The organism is Halomonas sp. BDJS001, assembly GCF_026104355.1.
In the GTDB taxonomy this organism is placed as follows: Bacteria; Pseudomonadota; Gammaproteobacteria; order Pseudomonadales; family Halomonadaceae; genus Vreelandella.
The window spans coordinates 2,230,417-2,252,463 of record NZ_CP110535.1 but is presented as its reverse complement, the minus strand read 5'-3'; the positions used below and the strand labels follow the sequence as shown (position 1 = coordinate 2,252,463).

The 22,047-nt window shown below is 55.5% G+C and carries 19 protein-coding genes; 6 read left to right on the top strand and 13 right to left on the bottom strand.

Annotation, left to right across the window (positions count from 1 at the left end; genetic code table 11):
- Window positions 1-56 precede the first annotated feature (56 nt).
- The 3 genes from OM794_RS10275 to OM794_RS10265 form a co-directional block, all read right to left on the bottom strand.
- Window positions 57-1,433, bottom strand: a complete 1,377-nt coding sequence (locus tag OM794_RS10275) for a dihydrolipoyl dehydrogenase family protein (protein ID WP_226249858.1) — start codon at window positions 1,431-1,433, stop codon at window positions 57-59.
- A gap of 391 nt (window positions 1,434-1,824) precedes the next feature.
- Entirely contained in the window at window positions 1,825-2,424 is a 600-nt protein-coding gene (gene wrbA / locus OM794_RS10270) for an NAD(P)H:quinone oxidoreductase (protein WP_226249857.1), read from the bottom strand.
- Between the two features lie 95 nt (window positions 2,425-2,519).
- Entirely contained in the window at window positions 2,520-2,654 is a 135-nt protein-coding gene (locus OM794_RS10265; protein WP_264167895.1) for a hypothetical protein, read from the bottom strand.
- A 513-nt stretch (window positions 2,655-3,167) separates the two neighbouring features.
- Between OM794_RS10265 and OM794_RS10260 the strand changes: the two genes are divergently transcribed.
- Window positions 3,168-4,358: a low temperature requirement protein A gene (locus OM794_RS10260; RefSeq protein WP_226249856.1), complete on the top strand. Its 1,191-nt coding sequence runs from the start codon at window positions 3,168-3,170 to the stop codon at window positions 4,356-4,358.
- A 145-nt stretch (window positions 4,359-4,503) separates the two neighbouring features.
- Window positions 4,504-5,088 carry an antibiotic biosynthesis monooxygenase gene (locus tag OM794_RS10255; RefSeq protein ID WP_226249855.1) on the top strand — a complete coding sequence of 195 codons (585 nt, stop codon included), beginning with the start codon at window positions 4,504-4,506 and terminating at the stop codon, window positions 5,086-5,088.
- Here the strand turns inward: OM794_RS10255 and OM794_RS10250 are convergent.
- From OM794_RS10250 to OM794_RS10225, 6 genes are all read right to left on the bottom strand, one after another.
- Window positions 5,038-5,604 (bottom strand): helix-turn-helix domain-containing protein, encoded by a 567-nt coding sequence (locus OM794_RS10250; RefSeq protein ID WP_226249854.1) that lies wholly within the window; start codon window positions 5,602-5,604, stop codon window positions 5,038-5,040. The genes OM794_RS10255 and OM794_RS10250 overlap by 51 nt on opposite strands.
- Before the next feature lie 165 nt (window positions 5,605-5,769).
- Window positions 5,770-6,405: a response regulator gene (locus tag OM794_RS10245; RefSeq protein ID WP_226249853.1), complete on the bottom strand. Its 636-nt coding sequence runs from the start codon at window positions 6,403-6,405 to the stop codon at window positions 5,770-5,772.
- A gap of 4 nt (window positions 6,406-6,409) precedes the next feature.
- Window positions 6,410-9,352: a sensor histidine kinase gene (locus OM794_RS10240; protein ID WP_226249852.1), complete on the bottom strand. Its 2,943-nt coding sequence runs from the start codon at window positions 9,350-9,352 to the stop codon at window positions 6,410-6,412.
- Between the two features lie 131 nt (window positions 9,353-9,483).
- The gene (locus OM794_RS10235; protein WP_226250039.1) at window positions 9,484-10,260 is read right to left on the bottom strand and encodes an alpha/beta hydrolase; all 777 of its coding nucleotides are present in this window, start codon (window positions 10,258-10,260) and stop codon (window positions 9,484-9,486) included.
- A 327-nt stretch (window positions 10,261-10,587) separates the two neighbouring features.
- Window positions 10,588-11,409 (bottom strand): alpha/beta fold hydrolase, encoded by an 822-nt coding sequence (locus tag OM794_RS10230; protein ID WP_226249851.1) that lies wholly within the window; start codon window positions 11,407-11,409, stop codon window positions 10,588-10,590.
- A gap of 281 nt (window positions 11,410-11,690) precedes the next feature.
- Window positions 11,691-12,344: a hydrolase gene (locus OM794_RS10225; RefSeq protein WP_226249850.1), complete on the bottom strand. Its 654-nt coding sequence runs from the start codon at window positions 12,342-12,344 to the stop codon at window positions 11,691-11,693.
- A gap of 344 nt (window positions 12,345-12,688) precedes the next feature.
- Between OM794_RS10225 and OM794_RS10220 the strand changes: the two genes are divergently transcribed.
- The 3 genes from OM794_RS10220 to OM794_RS10210 all read left to right on the top strand — a co-directional run bounded on the left by OM794_RS10220 (window position 12,689) and on the right by OM794_RS10210 (window position 15,164).
- Window positions 12,689-13,615, top strand: coding sequence for a LysR family transcriptional regulator (locus tag OM794_RS10220; RefSeq protein ID WP_226249849.1), 927 nt, complete (start codon window positions 12,689-12,691; stop codon window positions 13,613-13,615).
- Between the two features lie 343 nt (window positions 13,616-13,958).
- Window positions 13,959-14,240: a helix-turn-helix domain-containing protein gene (locus OM794_RS10215; RefSeq protein WP_226250038.1), complete on the top strand. Its 282-nt coding sequence runs from the start codon at window positions 13,959-13,961 to the stop codon at window positions 14,238-14,240.
- Between the two features lie 24 nt (window positions 14,241-14,264).
- The gene (locus OM794_RS10210) at window positions 14,265-15,164 is read left to right on the top strand and encodes a LysR family transcriptional regulator (protein ID WP_226249848.1); all 900 of its coding nucleotides are present in this window, start codon (window positions 14,265-14,267) and stop codon (window positions 15,162-15,164) included.
- A 16-nt stretch (window positions 15,165-15,180) separates the two neighbouring features.
- Here OM794_RS10210 and OM794_RS10205 read toward each other — a convergent pair whose 3' ends face one another.
- Entirely contained in the window at window positions 15,181-16,842 is a 1,662-nt protein-coding gene (locus OM794_RS10205) for an MFS transporter (protein WP_226249847.1), read from the bottom strand.
- A 336-nt stretch (window positions 16,843-17,178) separates the two neighbouring features.
- Here OM794_RS10205 and OM794_RS10200 point away from each other — a divergent pair, with 336 nt between their 5' ends.
- Window positions 17,179-17,949 (top strand): pirin family protein, encoded by a 771-nt coding sequence (locus OM794_RS10200; RefSeq protein WP_226249846.1) that lies wholly within the window; start codon window positions 17,179-17,181, stop codon window positions 17,947-17,949.
- A 19-nt stretch (window positions 17,950-17,968) separates the two neighbouring features.
- Here the strand turns inward: OM794_RS10200 and OM794_RS10195 are convergent, their stop codons facing one another.
- From OM794_RS10195 to OM794_RS10185, 3 genes are all read right to left on the bottom strand, one after another.
- A complete protein-coding gene (locus OM794_RS10195) occupies window positions 17,969-19,444 on the bottom strand; it encodes an aldehyde dehydrogenase family protein (RefSeq protein ID WP_226249845.1) in 1,476 nt (491 codons plus the stop codon).
- A gap of 119 nt (window positions 19,445-19,563) precedes the next feature.
- Window positions 19,564-20,643: an MBL fold metallo-hydrolase gene (locus OM794_RS10190; RefSeq protein ID WP_226249844.1), complete on the bottom strand. Its 1,080-nt coding sequence runs from the start codon at window positions 20,641-20,643 to the stop codon at window positions 19,564-19,566.
- Window positions 20,644-20,711: 68 nt separating this feature from the next.
- Window positions 20,712-21,815, bottom strand: a complete 1,104-nt coding sequence (locus OM794_RS10185; protein ID WP_226249843.1) for an NAD(P)-dependent alcohol dehydrogenase — start codon at window positions 21,813-21,815, stop codon at window positions 20,712-20,714.
- Window positions 21,816-22,047: the final 232 nt, after the last annotated feature.

Sequence of the window (22,047 nt, the reverse complement as noted above, 5' to 3'; positions counted from 1 at the left end):
CATCCAGCTTTCCGCTGAACGTCGTCTGTTGCGAAATATTCGCTTTACATCGGCTCCTACGCGGTGGCATCGAACACCTGCTTGACCAACTCGGCGAGCGTTGGGTGGACGTGGATACTGTCGCGCACCCGTTGCGCCTTGGCCCCTGGGGTGTTCATGGCGACCACCACCTCGTGAAGTAAGTCGGCTGCCTGGGGACCGATCATATGGAAGCCCAGGATCCGGTCGCTGCCCTTCTCAACCAGGAGTTTAGCAAAGCCCGGTGGTGAACCGACGATCTTGCCCTTGGCGAAATCGGCGTAATGCTTCTGAACCACGGTGTAATCGAGGCCCTGGTCGCGACAGGCACGCTCGGTCAGTCCGACCGAGCCGATCTGCGGATTGCTGAACACGGCGTGCGGGTTGGCGGTGTAGTCGGCAGCAAGGGAGGCACCGTGCGCGTTACGGTAGGCAAGCTCACCTTCGTAGCTTGAGGTGTGCTTGAACATCCCCTGCCCGATAACGTCGCCATAGGCATAGATGTCGGGGTGCGTGGTCCGCAGCCTGTCGTCGACCACCACGAAGCCGCGATCATTAAGCTCGACCCCCGTCTTCTCCAATGAGAGCCCATCAGTGTTGGGACGCCGACCGGTGGCCAGCAGGAGCCGATCGCCCAGCACGCTACGTTCGCCATCGCCAGTGGTAACGGTCAGGCCGCACTGCCCATCGCGCACCAGCACCTGGCGCACCTCGGCTTGCAGCACGAGCTCCACCCGCTTGGCAAGCTCCTGCGTGAACAGCGCCCGCACGTCGTCGTCTTCGGCCAGCAGGCATTCGGAATGGTCGATCACCGTTACACGGGTGCCCAAAGCGGAGAAAAAATGGGCAAACTCACAGCCGATGTAGCCGCCGCCTAGGATGATCAGGTGTTCGGGCTGCTCAGTGAGGTCGAAGATGACGGACTCGTTGGTGAGGTACCCGCTCTCCGCCAGCCCGGGGATCGGCGGGATCGCAGGGCGCGCACCTGCCGCGATGAAGATCCGCTCGCCGGTCAGCCGCCGCCCGTCCTCCATCTCGATCAGCTTGTCGCCCACAAAACGCGCCCGACCATAGTAGGGGGTGAAGGCGCTCTCCACCCAACGTCGTACGGCAGCGGCGTCATCTTCGCGCCGTCGGCGAACCGTGTCGAGAACGGCCTGAAAGTCGACGCGAACCGACGACTGATCCAGGTGGATACCAAAGTCCGCGGCGTGCCGGATTGTCTGCATCACCTCGGCAGCCTGAATCAGGCCCTTCGTCGGAATGCAGCCGCGGTTCACGCAGGTGCCGCCGAGCTGGTCGGGACGATCATCGACCAGTGCGACCGACTTGCCGTCCTGTTGCCCATAATAGGCGGCAGTCAGGCCAGAACCGCCGCCGATGCAGATCACGTCGTAATGCTCAATCGCAGCCATGGTTCATCCCCACGTTACTGAGCGGCCCCGACACGTCGGACGCCAAAACAACATCTGCCCCGGGCGTAAGGCTTCAGCGAACCTCGCCTCGCCCCTCCAGACACGCCTAGACCTAAAAAATAAAGATAATAAAAAGCAAATAAAAAATAAAGAACATTGGTAGATGAGCGTCGTAGACGCTTTCTCGGTAATGCAGCGCTGTCAGCTGGCGATTTCGCTCATCGCCCGTCGAGGCCACCAATCTGATCATCAACATCGGCCACGATGTCATCGAAAAGCCGTCATTTTTTATGGCCGTGGACGGTACCGAAGTGATAAACATCAACTGTTCTCAATCTCACTCACTGCCGCTGAAGATGCTATTTCGTTCTAGCGACAGCGAATTGAACCTCTAGCTTTTGAGTTTAGACGCAATGGAGGCGACATATTCGCCCTGATGGCGGGCAATATCCAGCTCACGATCATCAGGTTGTCGAGAGCCATCAGCGCCCGCAATGGTCGATGCGCCATAAGGCGTGCCTCCACTCACCTGGGAGATGTCAGCTAGCTTGGGGTTGGTGTAGCCGATAGGCACAATAATCATGCCGTGGTGCGCCAGTGTGATCCAGGTAGAGGTGATGGTCATTTCCTGACCGCCCGTTGTCCCGGTCGAGGTGAACACGCTCGCCACTTTACCTGCCAGGCTTCCCTTGGCCCAAAGGCCGCCGGTCTGATCGAAGAAGGTACGCATTTGCCCTGACATATTGCCGAAGCGGGTTGGCGTGCCGACGATGATAGCATCATAGTCGGCCAGCTCCGCCGGCGTCGCCACTGTTGCTTCCTGGTCGACCTTTCCACCTGCTGCCTTGAAGGCTTCGTTACCCATGGTTTCAGGGACACGTTTCACAGTGACCTCTACGCCATCGACACTACGAGCGCCCTCAGCAACTTTGTTTGCCATGGTTTCGATATGACCAAACATGGAGTAATAGAGAACAAGAACCTTTGTCATTTTCGCTTCCTCTTTAGGTGAAAAGTGTTTTCATTGCTATCAAACACTGGAGTCCAGGCATAGATCATCGGTTTAGTTCAAAACAGGGGTATTGTTCATAGCGACAGTTCCTCGATAATAAAGCGTAGAGACTGGCGACTTTCGCAGTTGCAGTAATCGCAGCGATGTTGGTCGATAAAGATCAACTGTGAATTGCTGGGCGTAAGCACTTCAAGCTTGGGGTTCTGCATTGAATTCACCTTTGAAAAATGTGATGCCCATTCACTATCGCAAGCCTTCCCTGCTTACGATTGGACGACAATCTTTGCTTGGGATGATTGTGTGATTCTGTATATAAATGATCCAGCCATCATCAGAAGAAGCGCCTATACCGTGCCAACAGCATAGCTTTTTGATGGGCAATCACGCTCCTGCTTCGCACAGGAATCTCATGTTCTGTCCTTCGCTGAAACGCTTCATAACCAATTGCCTTATACAAAGAATTGGACACTGCAGTGTCCCAATACCCCAGTGATCCTCCAATCGCATAAGCGTGCAATCCATCGGGCACTTGTCCAAGCCAGCGCGGTTCAATCTGTTTTATCTTGCTTCCAAAGCCTTATACACACCGCTCGATGGGTACCCTGAGAAAGCTCAGCGTACCGTTTATGCGCTGATCGATTCTATTATTTGGCGCGCCTACATCGCTTCTTCTCTTTGCGTAGCCCCCTTTAATCCACGCATTTATTCGGTGACAGGTACTAATGGAAAGTAAACCTATACTGAGTTGGTTTGGCATTTTACCTCTTGCTCCCAGAGATCCCACGGAACCTCACCGGAGAGCAACACCGCTTGAACTGCTATTTGATCTGGTGTCGGTCATTGCAGTCGCCTCTGCGGCGGCAAGTCTTCATCATGCCATTTTAGCTTTCCACATAACTGAGGGGGTGCTGAAGTTCTCAGCCTCTTTCTTTGCCATTTGGTGGGCGTGGATGAACTTCACCTGGTACGCCTCTGCCTACGACAACAATGACAGTCTGCATAGAGTCTTAACAATAGTGGCCATGTCAGGTTCGCTTATTATGGCCGCAGGTATCGATCGATTCTTTCAGACAAATAACATAGACATGATCGTTACAGGTTTTGTCGTGATGCGCCTTGCAATGGTTTGCTTTTGGCTAAGGGCGGCAAGGCACGATCCAGAGCGTCGACTGACGGCCTGCCGGTATGCAGTCGGCATCGCAATTGTTCAGGTTTATTGGGTGGGATTGATGCTCGCCCAACCGATAACATTAAATCTATTGATAGGTTTTTATGCTGTCGGTGCCATATGCGAGTTATTGGTTCCGGCATACGCGGAGAGTAACTGCATCACTCCTTGGCACCGGCTTCATCTAATTGAGCGGTATGGCTTGTTTAATATTATTGTATTGGGAGAAACACTACTGGCTGGCAGCCTGGCCATTCAACGAGTTGCAAGCGACAACGTGGGCCAGGAGTTAATTGGTATTGTCATCTCTTCTTTGGTGCTGATGTTCGCACTTTGGTGGGTTTATTTTTCACAAGAAGAGCACGTTGCCCACCCGCGTTTGTCGCTAGCACTGCTATGGGGGTACGGTCATCTATTGATCTACATGTCTGGGGCTGTCGTTGGTGTGGGTGTCGCAGTACTAATAGATGCGGTCACCGGCCATTCCCATTTATCCAATTCAGTGGGTTTATACACCATAGCTATTGCTATCAGTGGCTATTTGTTCGGGCTTTGGATGATCAGAGAACGATTCGAACTAAAAGGAGCCAGTCGCTACATACTGCTATTAACAGCGGTCATACTTCTTTTCTCTCCTCTAATACTACCCATTGAGGGAATTGCTGCGCTATTGGTCATTGGCGTTGCAGTTCGAAATCACTACGCATGTAAATCCGTCAAGCAGGAAACTCCTCATGCAATTTAAGCCATCAACACTTGCACCCGCCATAGCAGCCTTGAATGGTCTGCATAAATGACATGTCACCAGCCTGAAATTAAATCGGGCTACGCAATTACGGACATAGGAATTGTTGACTCAATGACTGTCGCAACAAGCACGGAGAACGACCATGAATGATAAAACAGCAGCGTCTGCACCCACTGTGCATGACAACCTCGAAAAACTAATCATTATTAGGCATACCGTCCGCCCGGAATTCAGAGAACGATATGAAGCTTGGTTAAAACAAATAATTGCAGCAGCAGCAGAATTTCCAGGTCATGAAGGGGTTTATATACTTCGCCCCCAGCAAGAGAACAACACCTTTGAGATTGCTGTGCGATTTTCCAGCAACGCCGCCGCGGAAGCATGGCTGAGTTCAAACATCCGAAAGGAGTTGTTATCGTCCATCGTGTTCGCGCTCGCTGCTGATGAACAGCTGGAAATCAAAAGTGGAATTGATTTCTGGTTCACGCCCCCGGCCTCAAAATCCAAGCAGCCCACTAGATGGAAACAATGGCTTATAACTACCGCGGTAATATGGCCGCTAACGATAATAATTCCAGTACTGTATCAGCCGTTATTCAACATACTTCCTGCGATCTCCGTCTGGGGTGTTCGCCATGGAATTATCGCCGCGACTATAGTTGCTCTCGTCGTCTACTTAATTATGCCCAGAGTGGTTCGCCTCGTGGCCGGCTGGTTGTTCCGCTAGCACATCAGTATGCAGCTTTCGCCAGGTTTGCGGCGAGAGCCCTGTTTCGCGTCTGAACACGCGGCAAAAGTGAGACTGATCACAAAATCCGTGGCTAAGCGCAATATCGCTCAAGGAGAGTGTTGAACAGACCATGTTTTGCTGCGTTGCCTCCAAACGCTTAGCAGTCACATACGTTAGCGGAGTCATTTCGGTCGTCTGCTTAAACGCATGCGAAAAATGACTAACGCTCAAACCCAACAATGAAGCAAGCTCGGTGGTTCGTATGCAGTGGTCGAGATGTTCGCTGATGAATTCGTCAATTCGCGATATCTGCCAGCGTGCCAACCCTCCCCTATGTTTATGCGGTGAAGGCGAATCCTGACTGCCATCTGCCAGCAAAGCGATCGCCTTATTAAGATAAGTCGACGCGATGTCGGGATCACCGTGAAGGGTTCTCTCCGTTTCCTTCAGCAACGTCAGCAGTTGCTTACCCCGTTTTAAGTGCTCAGCACTACTGAAGGCGTTGTTGTCCAATGAGTAACCTGTGCTAACACTCCCGTTCATAGCTCTCGCTCCTTGGCCAAGGGCAAACTCTGGTAACTTGTTAATTCGTCACCATAAGTGTTACAGGATGGCGTTAGCGCGGAGTATCACACAGCCCCAAACGGAGAGGCATTTAACAACACTAAAGGGGGGGGGTTACGCAAGATCAATAATCCCGCGCTGAATGCTAATAGTCACCGCATGTGTTCGATTGTTGGCTCCAAGTTTGTCCATGATATTCCGAAGATGTCCTTTTACTGTCTCTTCACCTATCGCTAAAGCGACCGCAGCCTCCTTGTTCGACAAGCCACGTGCGACACATTGAAGTACCTCAAGCTCCCTGCCGGTTAGACCTTCCTGATCGATATGGGCCGCCAGCTCTGCCGCGATCTCCGGTGGGAAACGCCGTTTACCGGCTGCCAGAGCTCGTATCGTTTCAATCAGCTCACGGCGCAGCATACTTTTTAAAAGATAGCCGCGTGCCCCCGCCTTGATCGCTTGCAACGCTCTTACATCGCCTCGGTAGGTGGTGAGTACCGCAATGCATGCTTGTGGAAACTCCGACATGATGGCGCTACTGGCACCAATGCCATTGAGCTCAGGCATCTGCACATCCATAAGCGTCACGTCTGGTCGCGTTGTCCGGTATAACCGGATGGCCTCCAGCCCGTTGGAGGCTTCACCCACCACGCTTATGTCTTCATAATTGCCCACCACTGCCGCAATCCCCTCGCGTATCAGAGAGTGATCATCGACTACCAATACGGAGATGGGCTCCTGATGTGCGACCATAAGATTACCCTGCCCTGATTGAACGGTTTTGTTTGTCATCGAGTGCTTTTTCATAAGCAATGGTGCCAGGCAGTGATAACCTGATACGCGTACCGCTCTGGTCGCTGCTCACGATCATCAGTGTGGCCTCAATTCTGTCGGCAAGCTCATATATACCCCTCAAACCGCCGTGCCCAGGTCTGCCGCGCATTCGTTGGTAGAGTGGATCGATGCCCACTCCGTCATCAGCAACGAGCATCTCGAATCTGTCCTTAGCGTAGGTAAAGGTAACGGAAATCTGCGTGGCCTCGGCATGACGCAATGCATTGAAAACCGCTTCTCTTCCCACCTGATAGAAAACGTCGCGAACCTCATTGCGCAGAGGCAATGGCTGCCCCACGTTGCTGACGCGGTAGGCTACAGAAACCGAAGCGTCGGCCTCCTGCTGTAACAATTGGAATGCAACAGACAGATCTTCCGCCGGAGATATTTCGCCGCGCAGCCCCATAATTCGATCCCGGCCCTCGGCCATCACTTGATCGGCGCGATCCAACGCACGCTCCATCGCATGACGAGCACGGGACTCTTTAGGCAGACTGTCGGCGACCGCCTGGAAGCTGAGCATCATGCCCTGCACGCTTTGCAGTAAGGTGTCATGCAGCTCGCGTGCGATGCGCTCACGCTCGTGAAAGCGCTCTTCCAGGCGTGTTCGAAGGACTGCTTTTTCTCGTTGTGTATAAACACGGGATATCCAGAACACCAGCGCCAGCAGCGCCCCTGAGAAGAGCAGTAAAAACCAAGGCCGCAGATAGAAAACCGGTGGAATGTTGAAAATCAAAGCTTCATTAGGCCGATGGAATTGCCCACTCACATCAAGCACACGAACATGGAATTCGTAATTACCGGGGGGTAGCCGTGAGAAAACAGCTTGCCTGGAACGCCCGGCATCAACCCATTGCGCATCATGACCACTGAGAAGGTATTGAAAGCGCATGGTCTCTGGTGTGGCGAGGTTTAACGCAGAATAGTCAATAACCAGCCTTTGCGGTGCTACCGGTAAACGAACAGGTGCGGCGGAGATGTCAATATCGACACCATCGGCTGTAAGCGCCTGAATCGTGATGTCGGGTGGATGTGACATATCGCTTGGTTTATGGGGATCAATACGGACGACGCCTTGGCCGGTGGCGAACCATAGTAAGCCTTCCGGCGTAGAGACTCCGGTGGGCAGTGGCAATACTTTGTGGGGATCCATGGGTAGCCGGCCAATGTGATCGTGAGAGCTGTACAGGAGTGTGTCACCGCCAGCTATCACCCGCTCGATCTCCGCTGCAGGCAGCTTAAAGATGCCACCGCGACTATGAACCCAGATGTCCATCCCGGATTCTCCAGCGTTCTTCTCTGCCGGCGCGGCGACTAAGGCGTAGATATTCTGGAATGATTCGGCAGCCGGCAGATCTAGACGATGAAAGCGTCCATCCTTGAGGTAGGCCAGACCATGCTGACCACCTACCCAGGTGCGTTCGGGGAGATGCAGCATGGCTGTGACATGACCAATGTCCAGCCCTTCCTGGTAGCTCCAGCGCTCGAACGTCTGCTCGGCATAAGACACCAATAGGTTATCTCGGTAGCCGAACCATAGCTTCCCTGATGTATCTCGGGAGGCGCTCACAGGCATCACCTGACGCTCCGAATCACTAAATGGGTCAATATATTGCCATTGCTCATTAGACCAGACGAATAGTCCTTCTCTGTTGACGGAGACCCATATATCGCCATTTTTTTCTACCGCCATTGTCCTAATGGCAGATTCCGGGGTGGATTGGACGGGTAATGCGGCGATACGCACAAGCTCATCGTCCGAAAGTGAAAAAACACCCTGATGCCCGCCAATCAACAAACCGTGTTGCTCACTGTTCACCAATGAGTTGATCGGCATGTCTACTTCTAAGGTGGAATGGCGCGTATTCCGAATGCCCTTCAGTTGGCCGTTGTCGGAGCCGACCCAAAGTAAACCATCATCATCTACTGCCAGTGCAGTACTGCCCACGCCGGTAGATAAAGCGAGGGGAGCCAGGACTTTACGGTTGAGTCGATCCAGGCCTGCATCCGTGCCTACCCACAGAGTGCCATCACGGTCAATGAACTGGGCCAATACATAGTCAGAGCTGAGACCATCACGCGCGGTATAGGAGCTGATTGCATCTCGGCCCTCTATAGGCTCATGTATCTTTCCGTCAGCAAGGTAGTGTAAACCGGATCCACGCGTGCCCAGCCAGGCACCTCCCTGCTCATCCAGTACGATACTGCTCGTATTTGATATCGGTATCTCTTCAAACTCGACGTTAGCAAAGCCTGTTTTTATCAAACGCAGTAATCGCTCACTGGAGCGATCGGTTACCCACACGTCGCCTGAGGGGGATGAAGCTATTGCGCTGATGGATTGACTCCTGATGCCCGTTCCCATGAACGAAGGTGCGCCTGGGGGGAGTATAAAAAGCTCCTCTTCGCTCGCGGCCCAGATATATCCATCTTCATCCACGTGCACTGCTCGGGCATGGCGGCCAGTAAAGCCCATCTCCTCGCCAATCGGGCGCCAACCTGTGCCATCATGGATCGCTAACCCCTCATCCGCCGCGACCCAGACTCGCCCCTGATGATCCTCGGCAAAGGTGTATACCACCCCGTCCGGCAGGCCTGGATCAACCGGTTGCATCACGCCATTTTCACTGATCAAACGGGCTCCACCGATACGAAAACCCACCCACAGCCCTTCCGTCGTACTGGCAAGCGCTGAGACCACGCCCAGCGGCTCGCCGTCAGCAGGCTCGAATTTCTCGAACTCGAAACCATCGAAGCGATACAAGGAGTCATGAGTACCCAGCCAAAGGTACCCATCAACGGTTTGCGCAAGCGCGCCCACTGCAGTCGGGCCCTGGTCACTGGCAGTCCAGCGGCGGTGATCCATGTCGTTCGAGATTCGCGCCACTGCACTTGAGTACGCAAAACAGCCAAGTACGAGGCTCAGCAGCAAAATCACATATGTTCGCAAGGAATACACATACAGCATGTATTAAGTACCAAGGCCATTGCCCAGTTTCAAAACCGGCCCAACTGCTGCTGAAGCCATTCAATAATTCGATCCGCGACATGCTCCCAGCCTGGCTGCACAATAAGCAGATGACCATGCCCAGGAAACGCGATGTAGTCTGTGGGAGCCAAGGATCGTCTCTGATAGAAATAGTTGGCTAAAACCACAGAACTGGCAACCATTCGATCATCACTAGCCGAGATGAGTAAGAGCGGCCCCCGCTCCTGAGTGAAGAGTAGCCTGCCACCCACGCCCAGTGCCGCCGTTATCATCAGGGTTTGCGGGACTCTGCCAACCAACTGCTCATACAGCGGCGCTGCTAAAGGGCGGGATGCCGGATGCGCTACACGGCAGAAAAACTGCGCAGGCGTCATGCGCAAAAAGCGCATGCCTTGCCATCGCTCAGCGCTTGCCGTGAGTATCTGCAGTAACGAGCGACAGCCAGGCGAGACCCGCTGCGGTGGTCGCGAGGCGATGGCGATACCAGCCCCCCCTATACCACGGTCAAGCAGCAGTTGAACGATCAGCCCACCCATCGCATGACCAATCAGAATAGGTGGCGTCGAAAAACCTGCAATCTGCACCGCGTAGAAATCCACAAGGTATTTAAGGGGTGAAAACCTGGCCTCTTTGCCATGCAGAACTTGATACCACCCTTGCTCACCCGGCACGGGTAGCGACAGAACACTGCAGGTGTAACCGCAGGCTTTGAAGTGGCGCTCGAACTTTTCCCATACTTCAGGGATAAGCCAGTCGCCTTGAATAAAGCAGATATGGTGGCCCACGATCGACAATTAGTGGCCCGCTAGATGTATTGAATAATGCTTCATCGTTCTGCGCAGCTTATCGGCCAATAGTCTGCACAGAGAAAGACATCTGCGACTGTTGATCGATAAAGATCCGTTGTGAACAGTTCAGCTTTGAATTGCTGGGCGTAGGAATTTCAAGCCTGGAGTTCTGCATGGGACTCACCTTTGGCAAATTTGATGGATGTCGAAACACGCCAGCACACTGTTGCAAAATACCCTCGCTGACTCTTGGATAACTGCCTGAGATTGGGACAATAGTGTGATGAACGACGCCCGACTAACTGCTCGAGCGTCGTGGAAGTTTCAGCTACGCATAAAGCTCAGCACATCTGTGTTGAACTGGTCGGCATCAATCTGGGCAAGCCCATGCGAACCACCAGGGTAGACTTTCAGGATGCCGTCATTGACGATCTCAGCAGCCAATTCAGCAGAAGCGGCGAGCGGGACGATCTGGTCGTCATCGCCATGGATAAACAATACGGGCTTGTCGATGGCTTTCAGGTCAGCGGTATAATCGACTTCAGAAAACTCGTGAATGCAATCATAGTGAGCCTTGATCCCTCCCTGCATGCCCTGCAGCCAAAACGATTCCTGCAGCCCTTCATTGACGGCAGCCCCTTCCCTGTTGAATCCGTAAAAAGGCACGGTCAGGTCACGGAAAAACTGCGAACGATTCGACGCAGTGCCCGCACGAATACCTTCAAACGCTTCCATTGGCGTGCCATGAGGATTGCTATCGGTTTTCAGCATCAAAGGTGGCACTGCACCAACTAATACGGCTTTAGCCACCCGCGAAGAACCATGGCGTCCGATATAGTGCGCCACTTCGCCGCCACCGGTGGAGTGGCCAATCATGATGATATTGCGAAGATCCAGATGCTCGAAAAGCTCGGCGAGATCGTCCGCATAACGATCCATATTATTGCCATCCCAGGTCTGCTCCGAGCGCCCGTGGCCCCGGCGATCATGGGCAATAACCCGATAACCCTGCTGGCCGAAGAACAGCATCTGGTTATCCCAGGCGTCTGAGGAAAGCGGCCAACCGTGCGAGAAAAAGACTGGCTGACCCGAGCCCCAATCTTTATAGAAAAGTGAGACGTTATCGCTGGTAGTGAACGTAGTCATGGATACTGCTCCTGTTGGTGAGTACCACTGGGACGTTAAAGCGCTAATAACGGAGACGATAGAACAAAGATGTCGCGTTTGGATGGATAGAGGTTCGAAGAAATAGTTTGGTACGCCCCTTGCCAACTATGCCGTTGCCCCGCTTGAGAACGATATGCTCTCTCTGTTTACATCAACGTGTACTGGCTGCGGGTATAGCGGGTTGTTGCAGGAGGGATAACGAGAATCGAAAAGCCATCAGCGCGCACATCGCCGAACAAATCTCGTCATCCCTGCTCAGATTATCCTGCGCTGCCAGGCACTGGCGTATTGAGCAACTGCTGCTCCCACATATACGCGATACTGCTGCCACCGCCATGCTGCCTCATGACCTCGAGTATCTCGGCAAGGTGCTCGGTTCGTGCCCAGTCTCGCTGCCATTCGGACGCCAATGCCATCCAGGTCATCATGTTCACGCCGGCTGCAATCATGCGCTGTATGCCAACTTCGTGAGCCTCCACCGACGTACCGCCAGAGGCATCCGTGATGACAGTCACGTCCCAGCCCTCGCCAGCAGCCTGGATAGCCGGCATGGCAACACAAATTTCGGTCCACAGGCCTGCGATGATCAGTTGCTTGCGGCCCGTCGCCTTGACCGCGTCTACTGTTGGCTTGTCTTCCCAAGTGTTGATAAACGTGCGGTCGATGATCTCCTGGCCAGGAAATACATCAGTAATCTGAGGAAAGATGTCGCCGCCCTGGGCAGCGACCACACTCGTCAGGATGGTAGGAACATTGAAAGCTTTTGCAGCCTTCGCAAGCGCCGCTGAATTGTTAATTACCATCGTTGGTTCGTGACTATTAAGATTTGCGAGCTGGTAGGGTTGGTGGTCAATCATCACCAACACCGAGTCTTCGGGACGAAGAAGAGACGCAAGGCCATTACGAAAAGTCATGAAAATATCCTCTGTCAGTTGTCAACTTTTGCGAGCTTGGTTTCCCGTTAGCAATGCGCCAGCGGCAACATTGCCCGGAATTAGATACTGCTGCACTTATACTCAGCGCAGTAGCCCCCTTTGAAGCTAAGCTGTGTCGCAGAATGGGGAACAATGAAGGGGATATCGAAGGGTCGTACATCCTGTGCTAGATAGGTGCCCAGAGCGGCACCACACTGTTCTGGCGAAAGCACAAGGCATGCCCAAAAAGCGGACACTTATTTGCAGCAGTATCGTCCTATTCGGGTTTTCAGCCGGGTAGTAACATTTTGCAGAAACATTGTTGCTATTCGTGGAACGCTAAAATGGACATTGAAGAATTACAGACATTCGTAGAGGTTGCTCACGCTGGAGGCATATCACCTGCCGCCCTTCGGCTCGGTATAGCCAAGTCGATTGTTAGTCGCCGCCTCGCCCGTCTCGAAGCGGAACTGGGGGTTCAACTTCTTTCGCGAACCACCCGCGGGGCAGCGCTTACCGAAGCTGGTACTACCTTTAGAGACTATGCAGCCAAAATCTGCGTAGAAACCGACGTGGCTAGAGAAGCGATTCTACCCAACGGTGCACTTCGCGGGCGCCTGAGAATCGCAGCTCCACTATCGTTTGGACCAACGCATTTCGCTCCTGTACTGGCAGAAATGGCACGACGACACCCTCAACTACACATACACACCTGCTACAGTGATAGCCGTGTTGATCTGATCACCGATGGTTATGACTGTGCGATACGGCTTGGCTTTCTAGAGGATTCGACCCTGAAAGCACGGCGCGTTGGCCCTATTTTCGGCAACCTCGTTGCGAGCCCATGCTATATCAAGACACATGGGGCGCCGGGGAAGCCAGATGAAATATTGGCCCATGAGGCTCTTATGCAGGGCACAGAAGCCTGGCAATTCATGGACGGAGACAAGATCATAACGGTGCACCCGCAAGGGCGATTCAAGGCCGACAGCGCCACAGCCCTTGCCGCCGCCGCTGTAGCTGGGCTTGGCGTAGCCTGGCTGCCCGACTTCATTACCCAGGAACATAGGGCATCTGGTGCGCTTGTTCCCATTATGACGCGCTATCCTCCCCCTCCAGCCGGTGCCTATGTTATCCGCCCGCCAGGCCAGCATCCTGCACGGAAGATCCGGATCCTTACCGAGATGCTGATCGAGTACTTTGAACACTCTCCGTACCTATGGAGTGGCTCGGCATTGCGCTCAGTTTCTAAGAGCACCAAGGCTTCTTGAGTAGCCCGAGTTAAACAGCGCCACCATAACGGCGGCAACGGCCTATTCACTATGATGTTAGCCGAGCTGGGGATTGGCCAACACTTTAACTGCTGCTTACAGCCTTATATTGAAAGAGGGGAATGGGTACTGGTGCTGACTATATAATCGCTCCGCTGCCATTTCTCATGATGTTCACTGCCCCCGATTGTCCAGCAAAACGCCCCCAATACGTGAGAGCGCACACCCAGTGTTACTGGTGTTCGTTCACCGAAAACCTCAACGGCGATGCCTATTGGTAGCAGTATCGTTCTATTTCCGCTCTTTATATGTCAGTACCATTGTGTGGAAACCCTTGTCGCTGATGGGGAACACTAAAGTGGGCAGTGAAGAGCTACAGACATTCGTGGAAATTGCTTATGTTGGGGAAGTTTCACCGGCTGCTCTCCGGCTTGACGTCACCAAGTCGACCGACAGTCGTCGGATCGCCCGGCTTGAAGCCGAACTTGGCATCCAACTGCTTACAAGATCCACCCGCGAGACCGCCCTCACTACGCTCACTACGACCAGAGACTATGCAGCTAGAGTAGTCTGTGCCGAAACCGACGTAGCCAGAGAAGCGATTCTGTATCATTGCCCTATATAGAACGACTAGACCTTCGAGTTGCTAATGCAGGAACACTCACGCGTTGAATTATTAGATGTCATTGCCTTCATCCGGGTGGTGGAGACTGGGAGCATCGGGAACGCTGCCGCGCGCCTTGGTATTGCGAAATCCATGGTCAGCCGCCGCGTAAGCCGCCTGGAGGCTGTACTCGGCGCTCAATTGCTAACCCGAACGCCCAGAGGTACGACACCGACCGATATCGGTCGCGAGTACCATGCCCGCGCTGGCGCCGGTTTGGCTGAACTTGAGTCAGCGCAGGAAGTCGTCAACAAGTTGACGAGTGAGGTTTCCGGCCACCTTCGTATTCAGGTCCAGACTGCGTTTGGCGAGTTTGTATTTGCGCCACTGCTCGCCGAGTTTGCGCTACTGCATCCGCGCCTTCAGCTCGACATTCGCTTCGAGGATCGTCAGGTGGACATGAGCGCCGAAGCCTATGACCTCTCGATCTGGGTGGGCGCTGTCTCAGACCAGACACTCATCACGCGCAAACTAGCCAGTGTGCAATGGGTCGTCGTCGCTAGTCCGGGCTATCTGGATGCACGTGGACGCCCACAAACCCCAGCAGAAATGACCTCACACGATGCCCTGCTCCATGCTTTGGATACCGGCCATTGGCGCTTCCAGGGCCCGGAGGGCTGGGAGCATGTACGCATGAATTCACGCTTTCGCACCAGTAACGGGCAAATGCTCCTGGCCGCCGCACTTGCGGGTCTGGGTATGGCACTCGTTCCGAGATTCATGGTCGAGGATTCGCTGGCACAAGGCGAGCTCGAAGCGGTGCTGCCTGTCTTTCCACACGAAGGCGCCGACCTGCATATCTACATGCCGGCTGCACGATCCCGTATCGCGAGGATGCGAGCACTTGTAAACTTCCTATACGAAAGGCTTGCTCCGGGGGTATGAGCAAATAGACTGCGCTTCAGACCGGCAGCTTCCAGGCTGCCAGAACCAGCGCACCACCTAGCAATGCGAGGGCAGTAAATACAGTAGCCAAAGCGGTACTGGGGCGAGGCGGTCGCCAACGGCTCCCACGCTCCTGGGCTATGGGCGTGTCTGCCACCCCCGTTTGAGACGTCAGAGTCGCGTCGCGGAGGGTTCGCAGCTCTGCAAGCTTCCGCCGTATCCGCAGGGTGAGCAGTATCGCAAGGTAGATCGTCGTGAACCCGGCGATCACAGCCACCAGGCGCAACGTATCCAAACTTGCGCCAAGCGGGGTTCCACCGACTGCCCGGCTCCAGTCATTGTAGCTTCCTAGCAGCGCCGGACCAGCCAGCCCGCCAAGCGCGTTGACGATCCCGAAAAGAACGATGAAGCTGATCAATTCCCTGCCGCCGTGTTGAAGTGCGCTGGTAATGCCCAGCAATAACGCGGGCCCCAGAAAGAACGTTCCCGCGAAGGCGATCGCGCCCTGAGTCAAGTAAAAGCGTTGCAGATGATGCGAACCATCCGACATGCTGTCGACCAGGGCGGCAAGGCCGATAATCCCGACTGCGAGCATCATTGGCCTGGCAAGCTTCTCGGCATTTACTGTGAGGGCGCTAATCACAACCCCACCGACCGCTCCGCCCAGTATAGCCATCGAGAGCACGGCAAGTTGCTGCGACGTGCCGCCCAATTCACTCACCACGCCGATCGCGATTCCCTGTTCTGCCAATACGATCCGCGCCATGAAGACTGCTACGGCGAAGCGCGCGACGTCTCCGCGCCCGAGCCAACGAAGGTTCAACAGTGGCGTCCGGCGGGACGTCTCAATTGCACCTGCTGCCATCAGTGCCGGTATGGCGATGAAAAGTGACGTGACTATCCACGGCGCCTGAAACCACCCCTCCCATCGGCCCAGACCCAGCACAGCAGCGATTAGAGCCAAACCGCTACCCATGAGAACGAAGGTCAACAAGTCGAGTGGCTGAAAGACGCGGACTCGCTCTGCCGGCGGCAGGCGTAACACCCCCACTGCCGCCAGTGAAAGCAGGGCGAGTCCCGCCTCGAGCAAAAACAAGGAGCGCCATCCTTGGCTGGCAAGTAACGACGGCGAAAGGACGTGGGCCAACGGCACGGCGCACTGCGTCACTCCGATGCCAAGTACCAGCCCCCGAAGACGCCATCTCGCAGGAAAAGCCTGCATCATGTTGAAGAGACACAGTGGTATCAGTGCGACCGCCACGAACCCGCTGACCGCGCGCACCAACAACGCCGTCCCGAGGCCAGGCACGAACACCAGCATCAGCGCCAGGATGGCATGAAGGCCCAGAAAGGCCAGGGCGAAGCGGCGCAGCCCGTATTGCTGTCGCACCTTAATCAGCAGCAGGTTGGCCGAGACAGCGGTCATCACATAACAGGTCGTTAGCCAAGCCACTTGGTGGGCACTCAGGTTCATTATTTGCTGCAAATGGAGGGTGTTGACACTCACCAGTGCGCCGCTCAGACCCGCAGTTGTCCCAACCAGCACTGCGACAAGTACGTAGGCCACTCGAGTAGCCGCCCCATGCGTCGGCGTTGCAGGAGATCCGGGGACGGGAGAGCGCTCATGCACGGGAAATTCCACAACCTCCTCATCAAGAAGGTCGCGAATCGTGGTCATCGAGCGGTGCTGCTCAGGCTGGTGGCTATCGCGGCGAATTGGCATTGACGAAGTATATAAGGCCACTCGCCAATCTGTGGATTGCGCATTGAGCAACGCTAGGTTCTCAAACACGCATCTGGATTCAGGTCACGTAGATCCGGGATGATGGACAGTAATGCCGAGTCGGTATCAATTCCTGACGAGCCGCTCTGAACCATGACCGGAACCACGAAAAGGACTGAACTAATGCTCGAGAGATCGATTGATCGTATTACCAGAATACCTGCGCTGGGCCCGGGTTTTGACGGTGAGAGGCATAAGGCCGCTTTGGTGATAGCACCTGGTGATCTGTCCATGACCGATCCGTTCTTCCTCATGGCCGATGACAACATCACCGAAGCTGGAAGGTTTGGGGATTCGCACCCACACGCCGGACTCGAGACCGTCACCTTCATGCTCAACGGAATGATGGAGGATACCGGGGGACGGCTGGAGGAAGGTGATGTCGAATGGATGACGGCTGGCAGCGGCATCGTCCATGCTGAGAACTCTATGGTCTCCACCGGGATGCGCCTGTTCCAGCTTTGGCTGATTTTGCCCGAAGCGCAGCGCAACATACCGCCACGGGTGCAGATCCTACGTCGCGCGGAGATGCCGGTACACACTGAGCCTGGCGTCCTGGCGACGGTCTACAGCGGCAAGTCAGGCAACGCGGTGGCGCCTACGCTGAACGCAGTCCCGGTAACCTTGATCGACATCCGGTTGGAACCCGGGGCCACTTTCGTGCCACATTTGCCCGGCTCCTACAACGCGTTTGTGGTGGGAATTAATGGAGAGGTGGAGGTCGGCGCCACAGCCGAGATACTTGCTAAAGATACGGTGGGCTGGACAGGCCCCATGGGCGACGGCGACAGTCTGCTTAGGTTGCGGGCGGGTGATGATGGCGCTCGCCTGCTGCTATACGCCGGCCAGCCGCAGAGCATATCGGTGGTTGCCAAAGGGCCCTTCATCGCTGGATCTGACGAGGAAATGGCCGGCTACTATGCCGCTTATCGCCAGGGGAAATTCCCCCACGCTGGCACGATGCGGCCTGCACGCTTCTCCGAGGACACGAAGCGCGGATGACCAGCATGCCAGAGCCGCCTTAGCGCACCGACCCTGCCGAGTCTCCAGCCAGACCAGGATTCAACGCTATGTGCTTGTACTCGATGAAGTCATCAAGTGCAGCATGTCCGTTGAGCCTGCCCAGGCCAGATAGCTTGAACCCGCCCTCTTCTGTGCCGTCATACACCTTTGCCCAATCATTGACGAACACGCTGCCCACCTCCAGCGCCCCAGCAATACGCAGGGCGCGGTTGATATCCTGCGTCCAGACGCTGGCTGACAATCCGTAGTCGCTGTCGTTGGCAAGGTCGATGGCTTCAGCCTCGTTGCCGAAACGCTGGAGGGTGAGAACGGGCCCGAACGTCTCTTCCTGAACGATAGCCAGGCTGTTGTCACTGACCTCGATCATGGCGGGACGAAAGAAGGCGCCTTTGGCGAGCGAACCATCGGTAAACGGCCCGCCTCTGACCACGGCCGTCGCACCAACCTTCAAGGCGTGTCTGACGACCTCGTCGACGCGGGCGACATTCGCCTTGTCGATCAAAGGCCCCATGTCACTTGCTGGATCGGAGGCTGGGCCCACACGCACGGCGCGCAGCCTCTCGGCAAGCTGATCCCGAACCGTATCGTACACCCCGTCCTGAACGAGCAGCCGAGAACCCGTCATGCAGAATTGACCAGCGAAAACCGTTAGAGCCTTCTCGAGCACGGGCAGCATGGGGGGAACGTCAGCGTCATCAAAGACAATCATCGGCGCCTTGCCACCCAGTTCAAGTCCGAAACGCTTAATCCGTCGCGCGCCGACCGCACCGATGGCCGCCCCAGTCTTAGTGCTTCCGGTAAAGCTGATCGTCGGCACATCCGCGCTTTCCACCATGAGAGCTGCGCCCTCTGATCCGCTCTCCGCGAAGATGTTCATGACACCGTTCGGGAGGTCTCTTACCTCGGCGAGGATCTCTGCCAGTACCGCTGCCGTCTGCGCGACCTGGCCAGGCATTTTCATCACTACGGCGCACCCTGCCGCCAGCGCCGGGGCGAACGATCTGGCCCCCAGGATGATCGGCGAGTTCCAGGGCACAATAACACCGGCCACCCCCATCGGTTGGCGCAGGATAACCGACAGGCTGCCCGGTCGCGGCTGCGTGGCGCGCCCCGCTTCCGTACGCGCCATTGCGGCCCAGTAGCGCAATTTACTGGGGGAACCCTCTACTTCCATTGCCGCTTCGCCCCTGACTTTGCCGTTCTCGAGCGAAAGGATGTCAATCAGCCGATCCCGGTTCTTTTCGATCGCCTCAGCCATCTGGTCGAGAACCCTGGCGCGCAGTTCTGTATCGTGCGCCCAGCCAGTGCCGCGAAAAGCGCGAGAGGCAGCGGCGATAGCAGCAGCGGCCGCGGCACCGCCTTCATCGGCGTAGTCTCCGATAGACTCATAGGTCGCTGGATTGACGGAGTTGCCGCGCTGCGACGAAGAGACAAAGCGGCCATCGATCCAATTACTAGCAGAGTAAGTCGTCATCAATATTGCTCCGGATTTAATAGGGTGTGACACAGCTCCATATTGCCCCGACAGTGAGGCGATATCGCTAGCTCACAGTGCCCCCGGCCAGAACGAGGCGAGAGGGGGCAGCATCGGGCTCAGGCTTGGAATGGCGGTGGATTCTCGCCGCGCAACCGGTAGCTGGGATTCGGCCGCTCGATGCGGATCGACTCCATCACGGTATAGGCGTGATACTTGGTCTGCGTGGTCACACCCGCCAGGCGCTCAGACCAGAGCTTGCCATTGCTGGTCTTTTTTTCGAGTACGTACTTGGTCGTGTAGTTGACCATCGAGTTGATCCAGTTTTCGGTACCGACCCAGAAGCGGTCGAGACCTGGCTCCAGAATAATGTCCATCAGCCGGTCGGATCGCGCGTAAATATCGACAGCCGCCTGCGCACCTTCGAGAATGTCAGCGAAATACTCGATGGACTCCTTGACCAGCTCGGGCGTGCCGTACTTCATATGATGACCGGCGACAAGGAAGTCGAAGTCGTACTCCATGATCTGGTGCTGAGCCTCATACCAGGCGGTGATATTCTGCGAGGCATCGCAGTGCATAAAGGTGGCGCTGCCAGGGCTGACGATATCGATGCAGGTCAACACTTTCTGGGCTGGTGCGTAGATGAAGATGTTACCAGGACAGTGGTTCTCGCCCTTGTAGGAGAGCTCCAAGGTCACGCCACCTATTGTCAGCGTATACTCTTTCGCAAAAGTGATCGTCGGCAGCGGCCGGCACGGATCCGGGAAGCGCTCCAGCAGTTCTTTGGTGATATCGTGGGCGACAATCTCCACGTCCGATCCGTAGACCGAAGCGGCACCAATATGATCGGTATGCCAATGGCTGTAGATCACATGCGTTACCGGTTTGTCGGTGACCTCCTCGATCGCGGCGAGCATGTTCTCGCCGAGCGTCGGTGGGGCATCGATCGCGATCACGCCTTCGTCGGTCACCACGAACGCGGCATCATAGCCGCCGCTGGTCACCCAGTAGAAACCACCGCGCAGCTCCTCACAGTGATAGCCGAGCCTTTTGAAGCGCTCGCTCCAGAAATACGCTGGGTAGTATTCAGCTGGGTCGAGGGGATGCTCTCCCGCTTCCGGGAAACCGTAACGGTCGATCCCGAAGAATGCGGGAGTATCTGATGCCGTAATCGGCTTTTGATGGTTGTCACACATGGTTTGTTTCCTTTCTCTGTTAAATGTCGCGTTTAGTGTTGAGCGCTGAGCAATCACTCTGTCAGTGCTCAGAAACGCAGCACTGCCTTGATGACGCGGCCTGCGGCAACGTCGTCGAATGCCTGGTTGATGTCCGAGAAATCGTAAAAGGTGATGAGCCGGTCAAACGGAAACCGGCCGCTGCGATAGAGTCCGATCAGTTGGGGAATCATCAGCGCAGACACGGCGTCGCCTTGAATAATGCCCTGGAGCGTCTGCCCAACAGCCAGCCGCGACGCATCGACCATCGCCCCCGAATCGGCACTGAATGCAACGAAGCCGAAACACCCCAGAGGCGCTAGTGCGCTAATTCCAGCATCCAGGTTCGACGCCCGCCCGCTGGTATCAAGAACGAACTCAACGCCCCGCTGCTCGATCTGCCGAATGGCGGCGGAGACATCCACCCCACCCGCGGCGTTAATGACATGTGTCGCACCAAGCTCCATGGCAAGCGCCAGCCTTTGCTCATTCACATCGATGGCAATGATGGTGGCGGCATCAGCCACCTTGGCGCCCATGATCGCGGCAAGACCGACCGCGCCGACTCCGAATATGGCAACAGTGGCGCCGACCGGTACCTCCATCGCTTTAAGAACTGCACCTGCCCCGGTCTGCAAACCGCAGCCGAGCGGCCCGAGGATTTCCAGTGGAATGTCACATGGCACTTTGACGGTATTACGCTGGTGGGCGAGCGCATAAGTAGCGAACGAGGACTGGCCGAAGAAATGGGCATGGAGATCGCCCGCCTCTTGTGCATTGACACCGATGGAGCCATCCAGTCTGGCGCCAGCAAAGTTGGCCTCCAAAACCTTGTCGCAATAGGCCGGGTGAGAAGACAGACAGGGCTTGCATTGCCCGCAGGAATTGTAGGACAGCACTACGTGGTCGCCGGGTTTCAAGTGCGTCACCGTTGAACCGACGCGCTCAACAATGCCCGCGCCCTCGTGACCCAGAATTGCCGGCAATGGAGTTGGCAACAGCTGCTGCCGGACATGCGCGTCGGTCGCACAAATTCCTGTCGCAACCATCCTCACGAGCACCTCGTCCGGCCGGGGATCTTCAACGCTGACATCGTGCATGACGAAGGGGGCATCCTTACGTTCTATCACTGCTGCGCGAGCTTTAGTGGTCATAAGTAGTCCTGCGGGTCTGGTTGAAAAGTGGAAAGGGCTCGCAGGCGTTGCTGTTCCGCGAGATGATCGCCCGTACCCAATCGGCATTGTGGTCACCTCCATGAAACACAGAGGTTCGTAAAACGCCTTCACTGTCGCAAAGCACCGCCGCTTGTTATTGGATGGCTGCCGGAGGTTTGTATGAGCGTGTGATCACCTGCAAGCGTGTAGATCTGATCATCGTCGCCTATTC

Coding starts and splice junctions, on each gene's coding strand:
- OM794_RS10275 (WP_226249858.1), bottom strand. CDS start 1,433: ATGGCTGCGATTGAGCATTACGACGTGATCTGCATCGGCGGCGGTTCT.
- wrbA (WP_226249857.1), bottom strand. CDS start 2,424: ATGACAAAGGTTCTTGTTCTCTATTACTCCATGTTTGGTCATATCGAA.
- OM794_RS10265 (WP_264167895.1), bottom strand. CDS start 2,654: ATGCAGAACCCCAAGCTTGAAGTGCTTACGCCCAGCAATTCACAGTTG.
- OM794_RS10260 (WP_226249856.1), top strand. CDS start 3,168: ATGGAAAGTAAACCTATACTGAGTTGGTTTGGCATTTTACCTCTTGCT.
- OM794_RS10255 (WP_226249855.1), top strand. CDS start 4,504: ATGAATGATAAAACAGCAGCGTCTGCACCCACTGTGCATGACAACCTC.
- OM794_RS10245 (WP_226249853.1), bottom strand. CDS start 6,405: ATGGTCGCACATCAGGAGCCCATCTCCGTATTGGTAGTCGATGATCAC.
- OM794_RS10240 (WP_226249852.1), bottom strand. CDS start 9,352: ATGGATCACCGCCGCTGGACTGCCAGTGACCAGGGCCCGACTGCAGTG.
- OM794_RS10230 (WP_226249851.1), bottom strand. CDS start 11,409: ATGACTACGTTCACTACCAGCGATAACGTCTCACTTTTCTATAAAGAT.
- OM794_RS10225 (WP_226249850.1), bottom strand. CDS start 12,344: ATGACTTTTCGTAATGGCCTTGCGTCTCTTCTTCGTCCCGAAGACTCG.
- OM794_RS10220 (WP_226249849.1), top strand. CDS start 12,689: ATGGACATTGAAGAATTACAGACATTCGTAGAGGTTGCTCACGCTGGA.
- OM794_RS10215 (WP_226250038.1), top strand. CDS start 13,959: ATGGGGAACACTAAAGTGGGCAGTGAAGAGCTACAGACATTCGTGGAA.
- OM794_RS10210 (WP_226249848.1), top strand. CDS start 14,265: ATGCAGGAACACTCACGCGTTGAATTATTAGATGTCATTGCCTTCATC.
- OM794_RS10205 (WP_226249847.1), bottom strand. CDS start 16,842: ATGACCACGATTCGCGACCTTCTTGATGAGGAGGTTGTGGAATTTCCC.
- OM794_RS10200 (WP_226249846.1), top strand. CDS start 17,179: ATGACCGATCCGTTCTTCCTCATGGCCGATGACAACATCACCGAAGCT.
- OM794_RS10195 (WP_226249845.1), bottom strand. CDS start 19,444: ATGACGACTTACTCTGCTAGTAATTGGATCGATGGCCGCTTTGTCTCT.
- OM794_RS10190 (WP_226249844.1), bottom strand. CDS start 20,643: ATGTGTGACAACCATCAAAAGCCGATTACGGCATCAGATACTCCCGCA.
- OM794_RS10185 (WP_226249843.1), bottom strand. CDS start 21,815: ATGACCACTAAAGCTCGCGCAGCAGTGATAGAACGTAAGGATGCCCCC.